The following is a 21,121-nucleotide window of genomic DNA, read 5'->3' as shown; positions in this document are numbered from 1 at the left end:
CAGAGGCTCTACTATTTTTGCTGAATATGACAAGCTATTGCATAACCGTGATTTAATCCCAAAGCTATACTTCCGCCACTCTCCTGCGTAATATCTCCGGCTACAAATAGACCTTTTATATTTGTTTCATAGTTATCGTCATGAACAGGCTTTGCATCTTCTTCTTCTATCCCCGCACTTGCTAAAAATGAGCTAGGAGTAGTTCCTCCGATTGCGTAGATTACTCTATCAAAAATTTGTGCTTCTACTTCACTAAAGATAACTTTCACTCTGCCATCCACATCTTCAAGAGCATTAATGTTTATACCTAAAATCGGCTCTACCTCTTTGTGCATAATTGCATTTGCAATATCTCTTTGGTTTGTAGGGTTTGCACGTCTAAATGTCTCTCTTCTATAGCAGATTGAAACTTCATTTTTAGCACTTAAATCAACTGCGTACTCTATTGCGCTATCTCCCCCGCCAACTACTAAAATCTTTTCACCCTCACCGCATCCATCAAGCGTGTATCCTATCTTCTTTTTAACCCCCATCGGTATCTTGTAGGTAGGCTTATTTGGTTTTCCCATTCTTCCTATAGTAACGACAACATACTTTGCGGTTATGCTTTTTCCTGCCATAAAAACCTCAAAATATCCATCTTTTTTAACTATGCTTTGAACCTCAACATGTGTTTGAAGCTCTACGGAGTGATTATTTAATATCTCGTCAAAAAAATCCAGCGTACTCTCCTTTGTGCCGTCAACAAAGTAGATTCTACCATCAAGCTCAACCTTCTGACCCTTCCAATCTTTGTCAACCCTTTTGTTGTCTTTATAATATTTTCGTATAGTTGCGTTGTGATTTTGATCCTTCTCCAGTAGAACAATATCTCTAATCCCCTGCAAATAGCTCTCAACCGCAGTAGCAATTCCTGCCGGACCGGCACCTATTATCGCGAGATTGTACATATGACTCATAACAATTCCTTATAACATATTGTCAACATTCTAACATAATAAAAAAACAATCTAAATATATTTTATACTATAATTCAAAAAGCAAATCTATTTTTTTGGAAAAACAGACAATGATTACTTTTTTAATTTTTTCTCATGCCACGCGTTGATAATCAAAAATTTTACTCCTCTGCCATAGAGAAATACGGTACCACGGCAAGAGGTGTAAACTGGCACTCTAAGGAGTCTCAGAAAATCAGATTTGATGTTATCTTAGAGATGCTTCCCGATACTCTTAGTTCATATACTATTGCAGATGCGGGATGTGGGTTTGGAGATCTATATACCCATATGTTAAAGAGAAAAAAAGCGCCTAAAAACTATATCGGCATAGACTCACTACCTGACATGTACTCGATTGCAAGCCATAAAACCGGCTGTGAGATAGTTATTGCCGACATCTGCAAAGAGAGACTCCCCTTGGCTGATTACTATATCTGCAGCGGTGCTATGAATGTGCTAGAGAGTTTCGAGACACACCTCTTTATACAAAACTGCTACTGTGCCTCTAAAATAGGTTTTATCTTTAATGTTCTTCATGGAGATAAGGTCAGCAAGACCTACAACTACATGACAACCTCTCAGATAAAGCAGATTGCAAATGATTTGGGGGCTTCGGCGCTGATAATGAAAGATGACTATATGGAAGATGACATCACGGTTCTACTTTTAAAAAACAGTGAAGTGACTCTATAGTGTGTGCGATTTTTGGTATATTAGGCGAGCATGATAAGAGCAGAGCAAAAAAGGCACTCTTGCTTCTACCCCATAAAACCCCTGATTTTTACAAAGTTGTTCAAAGAGAAAATCTCTTTTTTACATGCCAAAATATAGATACGGCGCAGATTCACTCCAACTTAAAGCAACCGCTTTATCATGGCGAAATTTTAATCTCACTAAGCGCAGAGATTTATAACCTCAAAGAGTTAAAACAAGAGCTTGGAAGTGAGTTTGTATTTAAAACAGATAGTGATAGTGAAGTAATAGTTGCAGCCTATCTAAAATGGGGTGTAGATTTTGTATCTTATCTTAGGGGAGAGTTTGCAATTGCTCTTCTTCATAGCAGTACTTTATACCTTTTTCGTGACAGACTCGGTAAAAAACCTCTCTTTTATATGGAGGGTAAAAGTTTTCTGTTTGCCTCCGAGATAAAGGCTCTTGTGCCCTTTTTGCATAAGAGGGAGATGGATGAGGATGCTCTTCTTAGTTACTTGTCATTTTTAGCACCCACACCTCCTTTTACATTTTTTAGAGGCATCAAAAAGCTAGCTGCGGGAGAGTATCTCAAGTTTGAAAACCAATCTGTAAAGGTAAAAAGATACTTTGACCTACTTAATAACAAACCAAGTGTTATAACTAACAAAGATGAAGCTGTTAGCACTTTAGAGAAACTACTTGAAGAGTCCATCAACATACGGCTGAGTTTTGATACTCCTATGGCATCTCTGCTATCAGGCGGTATTGACAGCGCGACAATAAATGCTTACGCTCTTAAAAGCGGTATAAACTTGCAAACATACACTTTAGGCTACAAAGATTACGCAAAATATGATGAGAGACAAAATGCAAGAGAGAGTGCAGAATTTTTAGGTCTTAGCAATAAAGAAGTTGAGATAACTCAAAATGACTTCATAAATGCCAGCGAAAGAGTATTAGATATGCTTGATGAACCACTAAACGATCCAGCCGCAGTTCCTCTATATCTACTCTTTGAAGAGATTAAGAAAGATGGTTACGAAGTAGTTTTAAGCGGAGAGGGTAGTGATGAGCTATTTTTAGGTTATAGACAATACTTTGAATATCTTGACATTCAGAATCTCTCAAATATAAAAAGCAAAAACTGGTTAAAAAAATATTTCCGAGCAAATTTTTCAATGAATAGAGAGTGGGAGCACTATAAACGAATCTTTGATGAGAGCTTGCTTTTTCGTACATCAGGAGAAAATTTTACCGACCTTCAAAAAAATGCTCTTTTTAAGCAAAATATAAAAGATAATCAATCCCTAAAGTATCTAAAAGATTATAGAGAGAGGTTTGAGAGTTCTTTACATACAGATGAGGCTACATGGTACAGCTACATTGATTTGAACCTCTTTCAAGCAGAGCATTTTCTTGCAAAACTAGACCGTGCTTCTATGGCTAATTCTATCGAATCACGAACACCTTTTTTAGACCATAAGTTAGCATCTTATATCTTTAGTATAGACCCAAAACTTCGCTACGAAGATGGAGTCACAAAAGCACTTCTAAAAAAAATTGTACAGCCACACTTAAACGATAAAATTATTAATAGAAAGAAAAAGGGATTTTCTAACCCTTACATGGAGTATCTGATAAACTCTAAAAAAATAGAGTTGATTCAAGAGATAAATAAAGAGACAGGATTATTTAAAAAAGATAAACTTGATGAGTATATCCAAAAAGCCTCAACCGGAGGCTTTAAACAGCATGTTTGGGGACTTTATGTTCTAAGTGTTTGGATAAAAAAATGGCTGCTCTAACTCTCTTTTTTGAGTGAGCTAAGCGAAACAAATTGTGAAATCTCCGGGTCATAATACTCTATCTCACCGCTTTGTATATCATAAACCCAGCCATGTATTGATATCTCATCTTTATCTATTCTGCTTTTTACCGAAGGATAAGTTAAAAGATTCTCTAGTTGTGAAATTACTGATAACTTTTCAGTAAGACGGTACAAAGTCTCTTTATCAGCCTCTAATCCAAGAGCCAAAAGAGCTTGTGATTTAGCACTCTCTCCAAGACTAAGCCATGTATTTGTATGTACTAGTTCCGGATCTCGTGAGCATCTTTTGTTGTAAATTGCTTCTATCGCTCCGCATTTTGTATGTCCGCATACGATTATGCTTTTTACTTTTAAAACACTTACTGCGTACTCTATAGCTGAAGCTGTTGAGTGAAAATCTTCATCGGGTTTATATGGAGCAACAAAATTACCGATGTTTCTTACAACAAATAGATCACCGGGGGCACTATTAGTCATTAAATCCGGCAAAACCCTTGAGTCTGAGCACCCTATAAAAAGAGCTTTTGGCGTTTGACCCTTGTTGGCAAGCTCCAAAAACTCTTTTTCATGAGCTTTAAAATAACTCTTTTGAAACAGTTCATTCCCTAGCATCGCACTATAGTTATCCATATATAACTCCTCCTACTTTTTTATAAAAAAGTATATCCAAATAAAAAAAATCGGCATTAAAATTTATGCTAATCTTTTAAATATCTTATATTTTTCTAGCGCTTAAAAAAAGATACTCCTTTCCTGTTACCGTTACCCTGTACTTTTTTTGTTGTAGATATTTTTTGCAAAAGTGTATATCTTTTAGCACCAAGCCAAGCTCGCTAAAGCTGTAATTAGGGGCTTTTGCACCATAAATCATCTCACCGCCTATCCATCTGCAATTTGGAAAGCCAAGTATCATAGCGCCGCTATTTTGTAAATAGTTTTGGTATATAGACATAAAAGTAGCATTAAACTCTATATTAGAGCTTTGAAGCGTTCCTATAGAGATAATCAAATCAAACTTACCCAAGTTTAATTCGGGGAGTCTATTTATATCATGACAAAAAAATGCTACATTCTCATAAGCTAAAAACTCTTTTTTTGCATACTCTATTGCCGACTCAGAGTAATCAACCCCTACAAACTCTATATTTTTAAACTCTTTATCTCTAAGTATATCTTTTATAACCGCAAACTCATCACCGCGATTTACTCCGAGATTTAGAACTCTTTTTTTGCTTTTTATATCTATAAACGATAACGCTTTTTGATAGTGGTATAAAAAACTAAACTGAGCAGTTTTATCAATACTAAAAAATTCACTCCCCGCTCCATACTTTTCACTACCCCTCTTCTCTTTATGAAAAGAGACGCTCTCATTTAATTTTTCAAATCTCAAAAGAGTGCTATTTTCATCATTTTTTATTGGGGTAAGCATCTTCATAAAGAAGAGTTGTGCCAAATCAACAAATGATTTATAACCTATGCTATCTATATCTGAGTCCAAAACTTCCACTTCAACAACTTCGCCATCTTCTACATTTAAGCTCTCAAAATACTCAAGTATCTCTTGCGGACTTTTTTCTTTTAGTTTAACTCTTCTCAAAAGGCTACTCTGGCGTGTTGTAAGAGCGGTCACCCGCATCTCCAAGCCCCGGAATTATAAACATGTCGCTATTTAATCTCTCATCTATCTGCGCGATGTATATATCAACATCAGAATATCTCTTACTTACCCTCTCTAAACCCTCAGGCGAGCCTATAATGTTTAGTGCAACTATTTTCTTAGGATTTCTACTCTTTATAAGCTCTATCGCATCACAAATTGAGCCGCCGGTTGCTACCATCGGGTCAACTAAGAGTATAGTTTTGTCTCTACACTCTGGAAGCCTGTCATAATAGAGAACACTTTTGTGCGTAGTCTCATCTCTTTTTATCGCCAAAAAACCTGCTGCCGCATCAGGCAGAAGTTCTATGGCGCTACCTAGCATCGGCATGCCTGCTCGCAAAACCGTTGCTACTACTATATTTTTCTCATCAATTGCGCCAAAACTCTGCTCCCCCTGCCAAGTTTTTATACTCTTTTGAATTAACGAAAACTCTTTTAACGCTTCATAAACAAGCTGTTTTGTAAGCTCTGCAATTGTATGTCTAAAACGAATTGCATCGCTTTTTTGGTCTCTTAAGTGTGTAATCAATGTCTTAGTGAGAGGATTTGATAGTTCGTAAACCATTCTGTCTGCCTTAGATAAGCTTTTGTGAATTGTACTATTGTATCTATTTGATAGCTCTTAATTTTTTATCTCACAAATGCTTTTATTTATAGCATGAAGTAGGTAGTCAATATCGCTAATCTCCTGCGAAAAATGGATACTTATACGAAGCCATCCCGGTTTTTCTTCCATAGTGTGGTTATCATCAAGCCCCAAAAGGTCATGTCCGTACGGTCCGGCACATGAGCAACCTGCACGAGTCTGCAAGCCATTTTTGCCGGACATATAGGAGCAGAGTTGATATGGGTCGACACTCTCTATATTAAAGGAGACTATCCCGATATTTTCCTCGCTTAAACTTCCGTAAATCGTACACCCCTCTATATCTAAAAGCCCCCGAGTAAGATATTTCATCAACCTGTTTTTCTCTTTTTTAATCCAAGTAAACCCTATCTCATTACGTAATTGATAGGCAAGTGCAGCGCGAATCAACTGCAGTATAGGAGAAGTTCCGGCATCTTCGCGAGCCTCTTTCTCATCAACAAAAAGGTGGCTGTTCCTATCTACATACTCAACAGTTCCGCCGCCCGCAAATGTCGGCGCAATATTATCATCTATAAGGGATTTTCTTATTGCTAATAGTCCACATGAGCCGGGACCTCCTATAAGCTTGTGAGGAGATAGAAACATTACATCATAAAAGGAGGATGGAACATTCATGTATGGAGATGAAGCGGCAGCATCAAAGCATACGATTGCTCCATATTTACGCAGTATTTTAGAAATCTTCTCATATGGAGTAATAATGCCCGTTACATTTGAGGCTATACAAAAGGCACCTATTTTTTCAATATGTTTACTTGTTTTTAAAACATCTTCAAGCTGCTCTAGGTCAATCACCCCATCGCTGTTAAGCCCTATTCTAACCGTGTCACATAGCGCTTCGCGGTAACTTACCTCATTTGAGTGGTGCTCATAGGGCCCGACAACAACAAGCGGGCGTGATGAGCTATGACTTTGAATTTTAAATCTTTTACGAGTAGCAGGCGGAATATATATCCCTAAAATCTCCTGAAATTTCTTAATAGCTGCCGTTGCTCCACAACCCGATGGTAAAATAGCAAAATCAGGCTCAAGCTTTAGCAAACTCTTTAAATGTATGCGCGCTTGTTTATACAAAAGATCTGTTTTTGCTGCCATTGAAGCCTCTTTTGAGTGTGTATTTGCATAAGTTTTTAAAACCTCAGCTATACGCGACTCTACCGCTTTATATGCGAGTCCTGAAGCTGTATAATCAAAATAGTGTCTCTTGTGAGTTCCGATAATACCCTTTCTTATCTCCTCTTTTAAATTTTTTTTATCCTCTAAGAGAAGTGGTCTAAATAGCTCTTTACTCATACAAAACTCCTGCTGCATAGTCTTGAAAATTTTTATAATGAGTGTTTTTGTAACTCTCAACTACACTTCCTACAATTTTAAACGCATCCTCTGGGATAAATTTTATACCTGTTTTTTTTCCAAAACTGCTTTTGTCCCCCTCAAGATAGCCGCCTAAAATCAACTCAAACCCAGACACTGTCTTGTCGTTATGCTTAAACTTACATCCCAATAGCCCAATATCTACAATGTGCGGATGGGCACATGAGTGCGGGCATCCGTTAACACTAAATGAGAGCGGTTCACTAAAATTAGGAAACCTTTTCTCTAGATACTCTGCTAGCTCAATCGCCAAATCTTTTGTCTCAGAGACTCCATATTTACAAAAATTTATCCCCGTACAAGAGATACTTCTTGCCTTAAAAGGAGATGGATTTGCGTCTATTTTTATCCTAGAGAGCTCTTTTGCTGCAGCATGAGCATTTTTGCTTGGCAAATCAGTTATGACAAAGTTTTGAGATATTGTCGCTCTTATAGCGGTGGCTTCATATTTTTTAAGTATATCCAAAAGACTGTATAATCCTTTAGCCCCTATTTTTCCGCCATTAACCGCACAACCGATATAGCTTCTGCCCTCTTTTATGCTGTTATGAATACCAAAATGTCCTCTTTTTGCATAAGGAGTGTAGGCTTGAATTTCTCTTTTTTGAAGAGTAAAGTCTAGTTTTGAGTTTAGTGTTTGCAAAAATTTATCTACTCCAAAACTCTTAAGAAGATGTCCTAGTCTTGATTTGTATCTGTTTTCTCTGTTTCCATACTCTTTGTACATCTCGGTAACAGCCTTTGTAACCGCCAAAACCTGCTCTGCTTGTACATAACCTAGATGAGAGGCTATCTGTCTGTTTGAGCCCAAACCACCGCCAACACTTACATCAAACAAAACAGTGCCATCTTGAAATTTTGTCGCATTAAAACTCAAATCCTGTATCTCATGAGAGGCACAGTGTTTAGAACAGCCGCTAATCCCGACTTTGTACTTTCTAGGAAGATTTGAGAGCTCTCTGTTTGCGTCAAAATATTCGTTTATCTCTTTTGTAATTGTGTCAACATCATAAATTCGCTCACTATCAACATCACTTACGGGACATGTGACAACATTTCTCGGAACATCGCCACACGCAAAAACAGTAGTGAGTCCAGCCTCTTTTAGTCGCTCAAAAATTGCCGGTAAGTCCTCTACCTTTATAAAGTGGAGCTGAATGTCTTGTCTTGTTGTAAAATCGGCAGTTCCTCTTGCATATCTCTTTGAAATCTCAGCTACAGCTTCAAGCCCGTCTAGATTAAGTCTGCCGCCTATAAGTTTCACTCTTAGCATGAAATATAGAGTATCGTCATCTTTGTCTTGAAGATTTTTGTTTTGGGAATAAAACCCATACCACTTAAATCTCTCTATATCTTCCGGGTCAATCTCTTGGCTCGTTTTTGCATAGCGATATATATCGCTTAAAACATCCAGACCATCTTTTTGGCTCTTTATCCGTTCAACTTTTTGTGCTTTTGTCTCTTTTGACATGTTTTATTCCTAAAAAATCTCTTTTGCTTCCCAATGAGGAAAATGTTTTCTCACTAGTGCGTTTAACTCCACTTCAAACTCTGAATATTCTGAAGTTTTTGTTTTTGAAGGTTCCTCTGATTTTTGCACAATCATTCCGGCACCTACCGTGTTGTTAGTAATTCTGTCTATGATTATAAAGCTTCCCATAGCCTTGTTTTTACTATACGCATCATACGCTAAGGAGCTCTCTAGATCGAGTTTTGCATGCCCTATCTCATTTAGATTAAGCAGGTTTGCACTCTGCTGCTCTAGAGTATTTACATCAGTTTTATAGTAAAACTTATCTATGCTTCCCACGCTCAAAGATGAAGCTCTTTTTATAAAATATTGCTTATGTTTTAGTAGCGGCTCTTCGCTCATCCAGACAATATTCACATCAAAAGAGTCCCCGCTATCTGGCTGCTCGTCACTTTTAACGATTATATTGCCACGACTTATATCTATCTCATCCTCAAGCCTTAGAGTGATTGCCTGCTGCGCGTATGCGTAATCCAGATTGCCATCATAGGTGACTATCTCTTTTACTCTTGAGCTTTTTCCTGATGGCAAAACTGTTATGTTATCGCCGACACTTATGATGCCAGAAGATATAGTTCCGCAAAAGCCTCTAAAGTCGAGGTTTGGTCTATTTACATACTGCACAGGCAATCTAAAATGCATTAAATCTCTGTCACTTCCTATCTCTATATTTTCCAAAAGATGCAGAAGTGTCTCGCCTCTGTACCATGGGGATTTTGGGCTTTTATCAACCACATTGTCGCCATTTAGGGCAGAGATGGGAATTAGTGTAATATCATCACTTAGCCCAAGCTCTTTTGCAAAAGAGAGGTACTCTCTTGATATATTTTCATAAACCTCTTGACTAAACTCCATCAAATCCATCTTGTTTATCGCAACAACTATATGCTTTATGCCAAGCAGTTTTGCTATAAAAGAGTGTCTTCTTGTCTGCGTTTGCATACCGTATCTAGCATCAATGAGAATAATTGCCAAATCAGCAGTACTCGCACCTGTTGCCATGTTTCTTGTGTACTGCTCATGTCCGGGTGTATCGGCGATGATAAACTTTCTCTTATCTGTCGTAAAATATCTGTATGCGACATCAATGGTAATCCCCTGTTCGCGTTCGCTCTGCAGTCCATCAACAAGAAGTGAGAGGTCAAACTCGCCCTCGGTTGTACCGCTCTTTTTTGAATCCTTCTTTATGGCTGCTAGCTGATCTTCAAAAATCATCTTTGAATCATGTAGAAGTCTTCCTATAAGAGTAGATTTTCCATCATCTACACTTCCACATGTTATAAATCTAAGCAACTCTTTGTTCTCATGCTCTTTTAAATAACTCTCTATATCCGTTGCTATTTTTGTATCTAATACCGACATATTAAAAATACCCCTCCATTTTTTTCTTCTCCATAGAACCCGCTGAATCATTATCGATTACACGTCCTTGCCTCTCGCTTGTTTTTGTCAAAAGCATCTCTTGAATAATCTCGCCTAGCGTTGTAGCGTTTGACTCAACCGCTCCCGTCAGAGGATAGCACCCCAGAGTTCTAAAGCGAACCATCTCCTCTTTTACAACCTCTCCCTCTTCTATGGGCATTCTCTCATCGTCCACCATTATCTTGACTCCGTCTTTTTCAACAACAGGTCGTTTTTTTGCAAAATAGAGTGGCACAATCGGAATATGCTCTAAGTAGATATATTGCCAAATATCAAGCTCCGTCCAGTTTGAGAGTGGAAAAACTCTTATGCTCTCACCTTTGTTCACTCTTGAGTTATAGAGATTCCACAGCTCCGGTCTCTGGTTTTTAGGGTCCCATCTATGGTTTTTATCCCTAAAAGAGTAGATTCTCTCTTTTGCTCTGGATTTCTCCTCATCCCTTCTTGCTCCGCCAAATACCGCATCAAACTTATATTTGTTTAGTGCCTGTTTTAAGCCTTGTGTCTTCATGATGTCGGTATGCAGAGCCGAGCCATGCACGAAAGGGTTTATATCTTTTTCAATCCCCTCTGGATTGGAATGAACTAAAAGCTCAAAACCCTCCTCTTTTGCTCTTTTATCACGAAACTCTATCATCTCTTTAAACTTCCATTTTGTATCTACATGTAGAAGCGGAAACGGCAGTTTTGCAGGAAAAAAAGCCTTTAGAGCAAGATGAAGCATAACCGCGGAGTCTTTTCCCACAGAGTACATCATCACAGGATTGTCAAACTCCGCAACGACCTCTCTAAGTATATGAATAGATTCAGCCTCAAGCTGTTTTAAATGTGTCAATCTTTTTGTATCTAGCACTTTGTATCCTTTATATGTAGTCCACACTCTTTATGTTTAGGGTCTTCCCACCACCATCTTCCACTTCGTATATCTTCACCATCTTTAACCGCTCTTGTACAAGGTGCGCAGCCAATGCTTGGATACCCTTTGTCATGCAGGGCGTTATATGGGACATCGTTTGCTTTTATGTAGTCCCAAACATCGCTTTGGCTCCATGAAACAAGCGGATTTAGTTTTATAACTCTGTTTGCCTCGTCCCACTCAAAAAGTTGCATATCTTCTCGTGTCGGACTCTGCTCGGCTCTAATACCCGTTATCCAGATATCAACGCCCTTGAGTGCTCTTTGTAGAGGTACTATTTTTCTCACATAGCAGCACTCCTTTCTATTCTCTACAGAGTTATAAAAGCCGTTGATTCCCTGCTTTTGATATAGTTCTTCAACATCTCTGCTGTGTGGAAAATAGACCTTTATTTTTGTCTTATATTTTAAATTCGTTCTGTTCATTACATCATATGTCTCATAGGGAAGTCTTCCGGTATCGAGCGTAAATATCTCTGCACTTTCATCTATTTTTAAAATCATGTCACTCAAAACCTGATCCTCTGCCCCGAAGCTTGAAGAGAGTGCTATCTTCTCTTTATACTCCTCCAAAAACTGTTTTAAAACTTTTTTCGGTTCTTGATTTTTAAATCTTTGGTTTAGTTTTGCTATTTTCTCTATCACTCTATTTTCCTCTTATATATGATAATCGTTTGCCGTGGCTTTATGTCTGCCAATCTCTATCTTGTTCCACGCTCTCTCATGGTAGTAGTACAAAATCATTTTTGTCACAACCTCTATGGAGCCTATTGATGCCGCCATAACTAAATTGCCTGTTATTATGTAAGAAATTACTATCGTATCTAGCGTCCCTACTGTTCTCCATGAGATAGTTTTGATAACCGACCTATATGCTTTTTCCTGCATCATCACTCCTCATCGTAGAGTCCGCAGCTTAAATACCGCTCTCCGGTATCACACAAAATAGTAACTATCGTTTTACCTCTATTCTCTTGCCTGTTAGCAACTTGAGTTGAAGCAAAAACATTTGCACCTGAGGATATACCCACCAAAAGACCCTCTTTTTTTGCCAGCTCTTTTGAGGAGTTGATTGCGTCTTCATTGCTTATTTTAATAACTTCATCATAAATTTTACTATTTAGCACATCAGGAATAAATCCCGCTCCTATCCCCTGAATCTCATGCGAACCGGCATCTTCATGTGAGAGTACCGCAGAACTTTGAGGCTCAACGGCTATGATTTTTATATCTGGATTTTTGCTCTTTAACACTTCACCGATTCCGGTAATTGAACCACCTGTTCCTACTCCCAAAACTAAGATGTCAACCTTACCATCGGTATCTTTTAATATCTCAAGCGCTGTTGTTTTTCTGTGGATTTCAGGATTAGCCATATTTGAGAACTGTCTTGGCATAAAGCTATTTTTCAACTCATTTTCTAGTTCATGTGCCATCTCAATCGCGCCGCTCATCCCCTTTTTTGCATCTGTTAAAACGAGCTTTGCACCAAGCGCTTTTAAAAGTTGCTGCCTCTCCAGACTCATTGACCTTGGCATAGTAAGGATAAGTTTTATTCCAAGACTAGCACACACGCTTGCCAATGCAATTCCAGTGTTACCGCTTGTCGGCTCAACTACAACAGTATCTTTGTCAATTAAACCCTGCTTTATCGCCTCTTGAATCATATGATTTCCGATTCTATCTTTTACAGAGTGTGTTGGATTCATAAACTCACATTTTGCGAGTACCAATGCATTTTTGCTTGCAATATTTATCTTCACCAAGGGCGTATTTCCAATAAGTTGTGTTACATTTTTTGCATAATTCATAGTGACTCCAGCTCAATATTTTTACTCTTTAATAGTTCATAAAACTTACATGCAAAACAGTAATCTTTTGCAACCTCTACTATTTTCCATAGAGCCAAAAAAACGGTTAATAAAAGAGCTGCCGTTGTCTCATTTAAGAGGTCTGCTATTAATACCGCAAAGAGCATACTCAAGCCGACATGTGAAGCGAACTCCTTTGCATAGCCCTCACTGAGTCTCTCTTTTAGATTAAATAGCTTTACTAAAATAGTAGAGATTAAATAGATAGGACTCATAAGAGGAGTCATGTAAACTCTTACTAAATAGTCATAAATCAATATATATATAAATAACTCATTTGCGCTAAATAGATATGCACCCATAAAGAGCAGTGTTACTCCTGCATGAACGCGAGTTTGATTCTCATCGACAACATTTTGTATGCTATTTTCTGCATGTTTCATCTTACTTATCCTCCTATTTTAATAATTGACGAAAGTATAATTTATTTTAGAGGTAAAGTCAAGCAAATTTGTAATGTTAATCTATACTTATTTAGTTAGGATTGCTTTAAACCCTTCTATTATGGGAGTTAAAAAGGATTTTAAAATTATTTATTAAATACGACAAAATTACTTTACATTATTTAAAAAAGAGTGTATACTTCTGCTAAACTTTATATATTGGAGTTGTAATGCCACTAATATCAACAAAGGGAACATACGGTTTAGCCGCAATATGTGAACTAAGCAAATATGAGGGGGAGTCTCCTATGCAGATAAAAGAGATAGCCGCAAATGCTGATATCCCACAAAACTATCTTGAACAGCTTCTTGGAAAACTAAGACGTGCCGGAATTGTAAAGAGTATAAGAGGTGCTAAAGGGGGATATATACTTGCACGTGATCCAAAAGAGATAAAGGTTTTAGATATCTTAATCGCTCTAGAGGATGACTTAAAAATCGTTGATACAAAAGTCGAGCATCCAATACTCAGTCTCTTTTTTGACGACTCAAGAGAGAGCATAAAAGATATTTTTGATGTTAGCATAACAGAGCTCTCCGGATATAAAAATAAATTTTTAAATTACACTATATAGGAAAAAATAGGTGAAATCTTGTCCAATTACATATAAAACAGTAGATCAAAATATAGTAAGAATAGTTGCCTCAGAGGTCTCTGCTCTTGGAATCTTTTTTATAATTTATCCAAGTTTTGTTATTTTAGCGCTTCTGCTGTATGACTTTTTTGTACGTATGATAGGTTATGAGAAGATAAGTCCGCTCTACAATATAGCAAGAGTGACCTCAAAACTCTTTAGGGTAAAAAAAGATAAAATCGATGCAGGCCCAAAAGAGTTTGCACTTAAGATAGGTTTTTTATTTGCTCTACTCTTAGTTATTCTATTTTTGTTAGATCAGGCATTTGCTACTGTCGTGGTTATGGTTGTATTAACAGCATGCGCTCTCTTAGAGGCGCTTTTTAACTACTGTATAGGTTGTAAAATGTATATGCTTTTAAAAAAGTTTAAACTACTATAGTAGCATCCTCTTACTAAGAGAGGATGTGTCTTAACTGCATTGCGTACCATAATACAATGAGGTTTAAAAAGAAAATCATCATAGAGCTTGCGCGTGATACTATTTTTTGAACAATAGTGCGCTCATTCTTATGTGTCTTTAACGCTATGCGCATATGTACAATCGTAAAAATTGTTATAGCAGCAACATAAAAGAGCTTGTTGCTCATCATGTACCCGAGTTTTGACTCATTAAGGTCGAGTGTCAACACATCAATAAGATTAAAGTTTACAAAAAGAAATGTGCCGGTGCTAAGCAGAACTATAAGCCAAAAAGTCTCAAAATATCCATAAAGAGGTCCTAAATACTCATATGTTTGCGCTTGTGCCTCCTTCCCCTTTAATAAAATTCCTAACGCAAACAGTAACAATGCTCCACCTATCCATGCAGTTGCCGCCAATATATGTATATAGAGTACTACATCTACCATAAACTATCCCCTTAAATATTTTTTGTTTTCAATTATAGTGTAAAATATAAACAAAAAAGAGGTCAAAATGCAAGAAATAACTATTTGGCATAATCCAAAATGTTCAAAATCACGCCAAGCTATGGAAATAGTCGCTCAAAGCGGATGCAAAGCTGATGTGATAAAATATTTGGAAGATTCTCCTGATGAGAATAAGATAAAGAGTGTTTTAAAAATGCTTAAGCTCACGCCTAGAGAACTTATGAGAACAAAAGAGGATTTATACAAAGAGTTAAATCTAAAAGAAGAACAAAGCGACAAAGCTTTAATATCTGCAATGGCAAAATACCCTAAACTAATAGAGCGCCCGATAATCATCAAAGGAGATAGCGCAATTATAGGAAGACCCACAGAGAAGATTGCACAGTTTTTAAATAGTTAAGACTCTCTGCTCTGTTTTTTAACAAAGTGGCACTCTGTTGTGGAGTATGGGCAAGTCTTAACTATGCTCATCTCAAACTGCTCCTCCTCTATACCACCGACTACTCTCTCATAATGACGCATGGCTGCACGAAACGCGGTAAGTACCATATTTGCACTATCTTGATGCTCGGTAGATATCGCTTCAACCTGCTCGCCTTCGGGCTTAGTCGTGTCAACTTTTGGAGCAGGAATTGCCGCATAACTATCCTTCAAATCCTTCTCTAGAGCCGAGGTTATCTCTAGGGCACTCTCTATTGTCTCCCCTTTAATCATCTCTGTAAATATCGAACCTAAAGTAGTTGTATCCTGATTGCCGTTTGTGCCGAACTTAACATCTACTATAGAGTTATTATCTCTTTTGATATACATAATAACGTAACTCTTCGTTGCATGGTCTATCCCAACCCCAACACAAGTGGCATCTTCAATTTTCCCGTAGTTTTCGGGCTGCATAAGATGTTTTCCTATCTCCGCTTGGAGCTCTTTTTCTTCATTCATAATCTACTCTTTTTCACTTAACATTTCAATGCTTACACTGTTGTCTTTTATAAATTTTGAGATAATTGCGGAGTGGTTGTGCTCATAAGGCTTTAGATATACTATGCGCTTAATTCCGCTTGCAATTATATTTTTACTACAATCACTGCATGGCTCAAGCGTCACATAAATAGTAGCGTCCTCGATGCAGATACCTTTTCTTGCAGCCCATATTATTGCATTCATCTCTGCATGTATCTCATATGTTTTTGACCACTCATGATGCTCATGCGTATATTCGCCCTCCCAATAATCACAGCAGTTTATATATCCGGCAGGAGTACCGTTGTATCCTGTACTCAATATCCTTCCATCTTTTACAATAACGGCACCAACCTGCTTAGAGACACACTTCGATGCGCTTGCTAACTCTTGCGCAATATTTATAAAATTCTTATCGCTCAACATATACTACGGCTCTCTGATAATCTTTATATCCGCACTATTTCTTAATCTTGCAAAGTAATCACTTAAAACCTGCTCTCTTTTTTGAGACATAATCTGGTTCATTATCTCATTCTTAACACTCTCATACTCTATGCTGCTTGGAGAGTGTACCTCTTTTAAATAGAAGCTCACATATGAGCCGTTTGGATCGGCTACTACCGGAGTAAAACTATTTACTTGCGTATTTTCAAGAAGTCTTGAGAGTTCTGGCGAGACTTTATTGTACTCAAGAAGCTGCTCATCCATTTTTATTCCATCGGAGTGAAACATCGGTATGGATACTTTCTTTTCAAGATCTGCTCTATTGTTTGAGCTATATATTATGACTCTAAAAGCGGTAGGATGCAAAAACTCATCCTTATGAAGCAAGTAGTACTCTTTTGCTTCATCTTCACTTGGAGTGTCTATAGAGGAGTAGGCAATTGAGGAGTAGAGCTTTTGTGAGAGTAGTTTCTCTCTTGTCCTCTCTTTAAACTCTGCAGAGGTTAAGCCGTTTGAATTTCTTACAGCTTCATAAAACTCATCTATGCTCATCTTATTTGCAGCAGCCACTTTTTTAATATCATCATAAACATCAGAGCTTGTTACACTGATTTTTCTCTCAGCAATCTCAATAGCTTCTAATTTTTTTCTTATAAGATTATCTATTGCCGTATCTGCGTTGACCTTAGATATTTTCATCTCCTCTTTTACATCATAAAGAGTGACTGCCTCTCCTTTTACTACAGCGCTGACTCCACTTATTAACTCTGCGCCAAGTGCCGCACCAAAAAAAAGAGATAAAAATATCTTATACATTCGCTATCCTATGAACTATTATTATATTTAAAAAAGTATTTTACCCGCTTTTAACAAATGATAGCCTAAAATTCTATAACTATTTTACAAAGGCTTTTTATGGTTGTTACTCGTTTTGCTCCAAGTCCCACGGGCTATCTACATATCGGTGGCTTAAGAACGGCTCTTTTTTCCTATCTCTGGGCTAGAAAAAATAGCGGAAAGTTTCTTCTTCGTATTGAAGACACAGATAAGGCTAGAAACTCCAAGGAAGCGGCAGATGCAATATTAGAAGCCTTTAAATGGCTTGGACTTGAGCATGACGGGGAGATAACGTACCAGTCTCAAAGAGATGAGATATATGCAAAATATATAAAGCAGCTTCTTGATGAGGGAAAGGCATATAGATGCTACATGTCAAAAGAGGAGCTAAAAGAGCTAAGAGAGACTCAAATGGCAAACAAGCAAAGAACAATGTATGATGGCAGATATCGAGATTTTAACGGCACCCCGCCAGAAGGCATTGAGCCGGTTATCCGCATTAAAGCACCGCTTAGTGGAGATATTGTTGTCAGAGACGGCGTAAAAGGCGATACCGTTTTTAAAGCTGAAGATATTTTAGATGACTTTGTAATTGCGCGAGCCGACGGGTCACCTACATATAATTTTGTTGTAGCAGTAGATGATTATCTAATGGGAGTAACGGAGGTCATACGCGGAGACGACCACCTCTCTAATACCCCCAAACAGATTGTAGTTTACGATGCTCTAGGATTTAAGACACCCAACTTTCACCATGTTCCTATGATACACAACTCAGAGGGTAAAAAGCTAAGTAAACGTGACGGCGCTACTGATGTGATGGCTTACAAGGAGATGGGTTACATGCCACAGACTCTTTTAAACTTCTTAGTGCGTCTTGGGTGGAGTCATGGAGATCAGGAGATTTTCTCCATGGATGAGATGAGAGAGCTATTTGACCCAAAAAATATAAACAAGTCTGCATCTATCTACAATACCGAAAAACTTGACTGGTTAAACTCTCACTATATTAAAAACACTCCAAATAACGAACTCGCAAAACTGCTTGAGCAGTATGGACTGCTACTAACCTCACATGATAAAAAAGAGATTTTGCTAGATGCTCTAAAAGAGCGTGCAAAAACATTAAAAGAGATGGCAGGTCTCGTCTATGAGATTATTAGCACCCCAACATATTATGACCAAGCAGCCGTAAAAAAAGCCTTCAAAGATGATACTGTAGAAATTCTTACTCTTTTTAAGGAGAAGATTACTACATCAGAAGAGCTTCACTTGCCAAGCGATTATCACCATATAATGCAAGAAGTCGTCGATGAAATGAAGATAGGCTTTGGTAAAATCGGCCAGCCTCTTCGCGTTGCACTTTTGGGAAAGATGTCCGGTCCGGGACTTGATAATGTAATGGCAATAATAGGTAGAGATGAGACTATATTGCGCATTACAAATGCTATTGATAGGCACTCATAAAAATGAAAAAGGTTTTACTTCTTCATGGCTGGGGCGGGAGTGATTATCCACATTGGCAGAGTTGGCTTGCGGGAGAGCTTGCCAAAGATTACGGTTGTGTCAGTTTTTTAAAATTTAGTAACTTTGATTTCCCAAATAAAAATGAGTGGTTACTCCAGTTAACCAAAGAATTAGAAGATTTTAATCCGGATATTGTTATTTGTCACTCCTTGGCAAATATACTCTGGTTTCATCTCTGTAACGAGAAAAAAATAAGAGAAGTACAAAACCTTATTCTCGTTTCTCCTCCAAGCCCAGAGTGTACTATAAAAGAGCTCAGCAGCTTTTTTCCATGCACTCTTCCAGCAAGCTTATATGCAAAAAACAGTCTGCTTATTACCTCAACAAACGACCCATATATAACAAAAAAAGAGACGCAAGAGCTTGAAGAAGCCCTTAATATAGAATCTCTAGTATTAGAAAACGCAGGGCACATAAATAGTGATAGCGGTTATGGCGAGTGGCCGTGGATATTAGAAAAGATAAAAAATCTCTCAAATTAACAGCAGTAACGATATTCTGTCTCGAATGAGGCTAACTTCAGTGCCATAGCGGCTAGCGTAGCCAAAGGAAGTAACTCCTTTGGCATTATAAATAAAACAAAAAAGAGCCTAATGATACAACTTATTAATATCTCAAAGAGTTTTGGCAAACAGGAGCTATTTAGCGACCTTAGCTTTAAACTAAACTCAGGTAACAAAGTCGGTTTAGTCGGACGCAACGGGAGCGGAAAATCTACACTTTTTAAGCTTATTTTAGGTGAAGAAACCCCAGACACAGGGGAAGTAATTATTCCAAGAGGGTATAAAATAGGTGCGCTAAAGCAGTATCTTGAATTTAGCCAAAGCACTCTTAGAGAAGAGGCAGCATTAGCTCTTGAAGAGGATATGAAGTATGATATTTACAGAGTTGAGAAGATTCTTTTTGGCTTGGGTTTTACACAAGAGGACTTAGAAAAAGATCCGCTCTCCTTCTCAGGCGGTTATCAAATTCGCATAAACCTTGCAAAACTCTTAGTAACCGAACCAAATCTGCTTCTTCTGGATGAGCCGACAAACTATCTCGACATTCTCTCTCTTAGATGGCTGAAAAGTTTTCTAAAGAATTTTGAGGGCGAAGTTATTTTAATCACTCATGACAGAGATTTTATGGACGCCGTCACTACACACACAATGGGAATTGTTCGTAGAGGTTTAAGAGTTATCGCCGGAGATACGCACAAATATTATGAGCAGTTAAAGTCAAGTGATGAGCTACATGAGAAGCAAAAAATTTCACAAGATAAAAAAGTAAAAGAGCTTGAGAACTTTATCGCTAAAAATAAAGCACGTGCTTCAACCGCTGCTCTTGCGCAGTCAAAAGTAAAACAGCTTCAGAAAATGGATATGCTTGAAGATTTGGGATATGACTCATCTTTAGAGTTTGATTTTAACTACAAAGAGACCCCTGCAAAAGTTCTTCTGGATGTTAAAAATCTAAGTTTTGGTTATACCCCTGAGAATATTCTCTTTGAAAATATCTCTTTTGTACTCCAAAAGGGGGAGCGTCTTGGGATTATCGGGAAAAACGGTAAAGGTAAATCAACCCTTCTAAACACAATTGCAGGAGAGCTAAAGCCGCTTAGCGGGGAAGTTTTGATGCATACAAGCACCACTTTTGCACACTTCGGACAGACAAACATTGCAAGGCTACATCCAAGCAGCAGTGTCTTAGATGAAATTCACTCTGCTAATACAAAACTCTCTGCGCAAGCCATACGCGCTATTGCCGGAGCTATGATGTTTAGCGGAGATAGTGCAGATAAAAAGGTCTCTCTTCTCTCAGGTGGCGAAAAAAGCCGTGTCATGCTTGGCCAAATATTAGCACGTGATGTAAATCTCCTATTTTTAGATGAGCCTACAAACCACCTAGATATGGACTCCATTGAAGCACTAACAGTAGCAATCCAAAACTTCAAAGGCTCCGTAATTATAGTAACTCACTCAGAAGAGCTACTACGCCGCACATGTGATAGACTTATCATATTTACAAAAAACGGTGCAGAGTATTTTGACGGCGGGTATGACCTATTTTTGGAAAAAATGGGCTGGGAAGAGGAGGAAAAAGAGAGAGTCAAGCAAAAACCTAAAACAAGTTTTAAGAACAACAAAAAAACAAAAGCCGCTCTCATTAGAGAGAGAAACAAACGTATCTCGCCTATTAAAAAAAGGATTGAAAAGCTTGAGAGCTCTATTGTAGAGATTGAAGAGAGTTTAGCTTCTTACCAACAGAAACTACTTGAGGCTACAAATAGAGGCGATAGTTTTAAAATCATAGAGCTTTCAAAACAGATCTCTACCGGTGAAAAAGAGATAGAAGATCTCTTTGGGCTTTTAGAAGTTGCTCAAGGCGAATTGGACGACATTTCACACAAATATGATAAAAATATGGCACAATTTGACTAAAATCAATGAATAAGGCGCCCCATTGAGATA

At 37.8% G+C, this 21,121-nt stretch carries 24 protein-coding genes; 8 read left to right on the top strand and 16 right to left on the bottom strand.

What is annotated here, in order from left to right:
- Positions 1-11 precede the first annotated feature (11 nt).
- Positions 12-959 (bottom strand): NAD(P)-binding domain-containing protein, encoded by a 948-nt coding sequence (locus M0Q20_RS05660; protein ID WP_295059200.1) that lies wholly within the window; start codon positions 957-959, stop codon positions 12-14.
- A gap of 135 nt (positions 960-1,094) precedes the next feature.
- On the opposite strand from M0Q20_RS05660, the gene M0Q20_RS05655 reads away from it, so the two are divergent.
- Complete coding sequence (locus M0Q20_RS05655; RefSeq protein ID WP_295059199.1) at positions 1,095-1,694, top strand: class I SAM-dependent methyltransferase; 600 nt, start codon at positions 1,095-1,097, stop codon at positions 1,692-1,694.
- Positions 1,694-3,499 carry an asparagine synthase (glutamine-hydrolyzing) gene (gene asnB / locus M0Q20_RS05650; protein WP_295059198.1) on the top strand — a complete coding sequence of 602 codons (1,806 nt, stop codon included), beginning with the start codon at positions 1,694-1,696 and terminating at the stop codon, positions 3,497-3,499. Before M0Q20_RS05655 ends, asnB begins: the two co-directional genes overlap by 1 nt.
- Here asnB and M0Q20_RS05645 read toward each other — a convergent pair.
- From M0Q20_RS05645 to M0Q20_RS05595, 11 genes are all read right to left on the bottom strand, one after another.
- Positions 3,496-4,152, bottom strand: a complete 657-nt coding sequence (locus M0Q20_RS05645) for a carbonic anhydrase (protein WP_295059197.1) — start codon at positions 4,150-4,152, stop codon at positions 3,496-3,498. The genes asnB and M0Q20_RS05645 overlap by 4 nt on opposite strands.
- Positions 4,153-4,237: 85 nt before the next feature.
- The gene (locus M0Q20_RS05640) at positions 4,238-5,122 is read right to left on the bottom strand and encodes a methyltransferase domain-containing protein (RefSeq protein WP_295059196.1); all 885 of its coding nucleotides are present in this window, start codon (positions 5,120-5,122) and stop codon (positions 4,238-4,240) included.
- A gap of 4 nt (positions 5,123-5,126) precedes the next feature.
- A complete protein-coding gene (gene upp, locus M0Q20_RS05635) occupies positions 5,127-5,750 on the bottom strand; it encodes a uracil phosphoribosyltransferase (protein WP_295059195.1) in 624 nt (207 codons plus the stop codon).
- 57 nt (positions 5,751-5,807) lie between these two features.
- Positions 5,808-7,127, bottom strand: a complete 1,320-nt coding sequence (locus tag M0Q20_RS05630; RefSeq protein ID WP_295059194.1) for an aminotransferase class V-fold PLP-dependent enzyme — start codon at positions 7,125-7,127, stop codon at positions 5,808-5,810.
- Positions 7,120-8,679: a nitrite/sulfite reductase gene (locus tag M0Q20_RS05625; RefSeq protein ID WP_295059193.1), complete on the bottom strand. Its 1,560-nt coding sequence runs from the start codon at positions 8,677-8,679 to the stop codon at positions 7,120-7,122. Before M0Q20_RS05625 ends, M0Q20_RS05630 begins: the two co-directional genes overlap by 8 nt.
- Before the next feature lie 9 nt (positions 8,680-8,688).
- Positions 8,689-10,101, bottom strand: a complete 1,413-nt coding sequence (gene cysN, locus M0Q20_RS05620; RefSeq protein ID WP_295059192.1) for a sulfate adenylyltransferase subunit CysN — start codon at positions 10,099-10,101, stop codon at positions 8,689-8,691.
- 1 nt (position 10,102) lies between these two features.
- Positions 10,103-11,014: a sulfate adenylyltransferase subunit CysD gene (gene cysD / locus M0Q20_RS05615; RefSeq protein WP_295059191.1), complete on the bottom strand. Its 912-nt coding sequence runs from the start codon at positions 11,012-11,014 to the stop codon at positions 10,103-10,105.
- Positions 11,008-11,721, bottom strand: coding sequence for a phosphoadenylyl-sulfate reductase (locus M0Q20_RS05610; protein ID WP_295059190.1), 714 nt, complete (start codon positions 11,719-11,721; stop codon positions 11,008-11,010). Before M0Q20_RS05610 ends, cysD begins: the two co-directional genes overlap by 7 nt.
- 12 nt (positions 11,722-11,733) lie before the next feature.
- The gene (locus tag M0Q20_RS05605; protein WP_295059189.1) at positions 11,734-11,964 is read right to left on the bottom strand and encodes a DUF2061 domain-containing protein; all 231 of its coding nucleotides are present in this window, start codon (positions 11,962-11,964) and stop codon (positions 11,734-11,736) included.
- Between the two features lie 2 nt (positions 11,965-11,966).
- Positions 11,967-12,887 carry a cysteine synthase A gene (gene cysK, locus M0Q20_RS05600; RefSeq protein ID WP_295059188.1) on the bottom strand — a complete coding sequence of 307 codons (921 nt, stop codon included), beginning with the start codon at positions 12,885-12,887 and terminating at the stop codon, positions 11,967-11,969.
- Positions 12,884-13,330, bottom strand: coding sequence for a DUF4395 domain-containing protein (locus M0Q20_RS05595; RefSeq protein WP_295059187.1), 447 nt, complete (start codon positions 13,328-13,330; stop codon positions 12,884-12,886). The genes cysK and M0Q20_RS05595 overlap by 4 nt, the downstream gene beginning before the upstream one ends.
- Positions 13,331-13,560: 230 nt before the next feature.
- Here M0Q20_RS05595 and M0Q20_RS05590 point away from each other — a divergent pair, with 230 nt between their 5' ends.
- Positions 13,561-13,965 (top strand): Rrf2 family transcriptional regulator, encoded by a 405-nt coding sequence (locus tag M0Q20_RS05590; RefSeq protein ID WP_295059186.1) that lies wholly within the window; start codon positions 13,561-13,563, stop codon positions 13,963-13,965.
- Between the two features lie 10 nt (positions 13,966-13,975).
- Entirely contained in the window at positions 13,976-14,407 is a 432-nt protein-coding gene (locus M0Q20_RS05585; protein ID WP_295059185.1) for a DUF4395 domain-containing protein, read from the top strand.
- 13 nt (positions 14,408-14,420) lie between these two features.
- Here M0Q20_RS05585 and M0Q20_RS05580 read toward each other — a convergent pair whose 3' ends face one another.
- Positions 14,421-14,876, bottom strand: coding sequence for a hypothetical protein (locus M0Q20_RS05580; protein WP_295059184.1), 456 nt, complete (start codon positions 14,874-14,876; stop codon positions 14,421-14,423).
- 67 nt (positions 14,877-14,943) lie between these two features.
- Here M0Q20_RS05580 and arsC point away from each other — a divergent pair, with 67 nt between their 5' ends.
- Positions 14,944-15,297, top strand: coding sequence for an arsenate reductase (glutaredoxin) (gene arsC / locus M0Q20_RS05575; RefSeq protein ID WP_295059183.1), 354 nt, complete (start codon positions 14,944-14,946; stop codon positions 15,295-15,297).
- Here arsC and M0Q20_RS05570 read toward each other — a convergent pair.
- The 3 genes from M0Q20_RS05570 to M0Q20_RS05560 are packed head-to-tail and all read right to left on the bottom strand — an operon-like array spanning position 15,294 to position 17,120.
- A complete protein-coding gene (locus M0Q20_RS05570; protein WP_295059182.1) occupies positions 15,294-15,836 on the bottom strand; it encodes an iron-sulfur cluster assembly scaffold protein in 543 nt (180 codons plus the stop codon). The genes arsC and M0Q20_RS05570 overlap by 4 nt on opposite strands.
- A 3-nt stretch (positions 15,837-15,839) precedes the next feature.
- Positions 15,840-16,283 (bottom strand): dCMP deaminase family protein, encoded by a 444-nt coding sequence (locus tag M0Q20_RS05565; protein WP_295059181.1) that lies wholly within the window; start codon positions 16,281-16,283, stop codon positions 15,840-15,842.
- 3 nt (positions 16,284-16,286) lie between these two features.
- On the bottom strand, positions 16,287-17,120 hold the full coding sequence (locus M0Q20_RS05560; RefSeq protein ID WP_295059180.1) for a peptidylprolyl isomerase: 834 nt from the start codon (positions 17,118-17,120) through the stop codon (positions 16,287-16,289).
- Between the two features lie 99 nt (positions 17,121-17,219).
- Here M0Q20_RS05560 and gltX point away from each other — a divergent pair, with 99 nt between their 5' ends.
- From gltX to M0Q20_RS05545, 3 genes are all read left to right on the top strand, one after another.
- On the top strand, positions 17,220-18,608 hold the full coding sequence (gltX, locus tag M0Q20_RS05555; RefSeq protein WP_295059179.1) for a glutamate--tRNA ligase: 1,389 nt from the start codon (positions 17,220-17,222) through the stop codon (positions 18,606-18,608).
- A gap of 2 nt (positions 18,609-18,610) precedes the next feature.
- Positions 18,611-19,150 carry an alpha/beta hydrolase gene (locus M0Q20_RS05550; protein WP_295059178.1) on the top strand — a complete coding sequence of 180 codons (540 nt, stop codon included), beginning with the start codon at positions 18,611-18,613 and terminating at the stop codon, positions 19,148-19,150.
- A gap of 111 nt (positions 19,151-19,261) precedes the next feature.
- Positions 19,262-21,091, top strand: coding sequence for an ABC-F family ATP-binding cassette domain-containing protein (locus M0Q20_RS05545; protein WP_295059177.1), 1,830 nt, complete (start codon positions 19,262-19,264; stop codon positions 21,089-21,091).
- The last annotated feature ends 30 nt before the right edge of the window (positions 21,092-21,121 follow it).

Source organism: Sulfurimonas sp., assembly GCF_023229025.1.
In the GTDB taxonomy this organism is placed as follows: domain Bacteria; phylum Campylobacterota; class Campylobacteria; order Campylobacterales; family Sulfurimonadaceae; genus Sulfurimonas.
The sequence above is the reverse complement of the archived record's forward strand: the minus strand, read 5'-3'. Positions and strand labels throughout refer to the sequence as shown.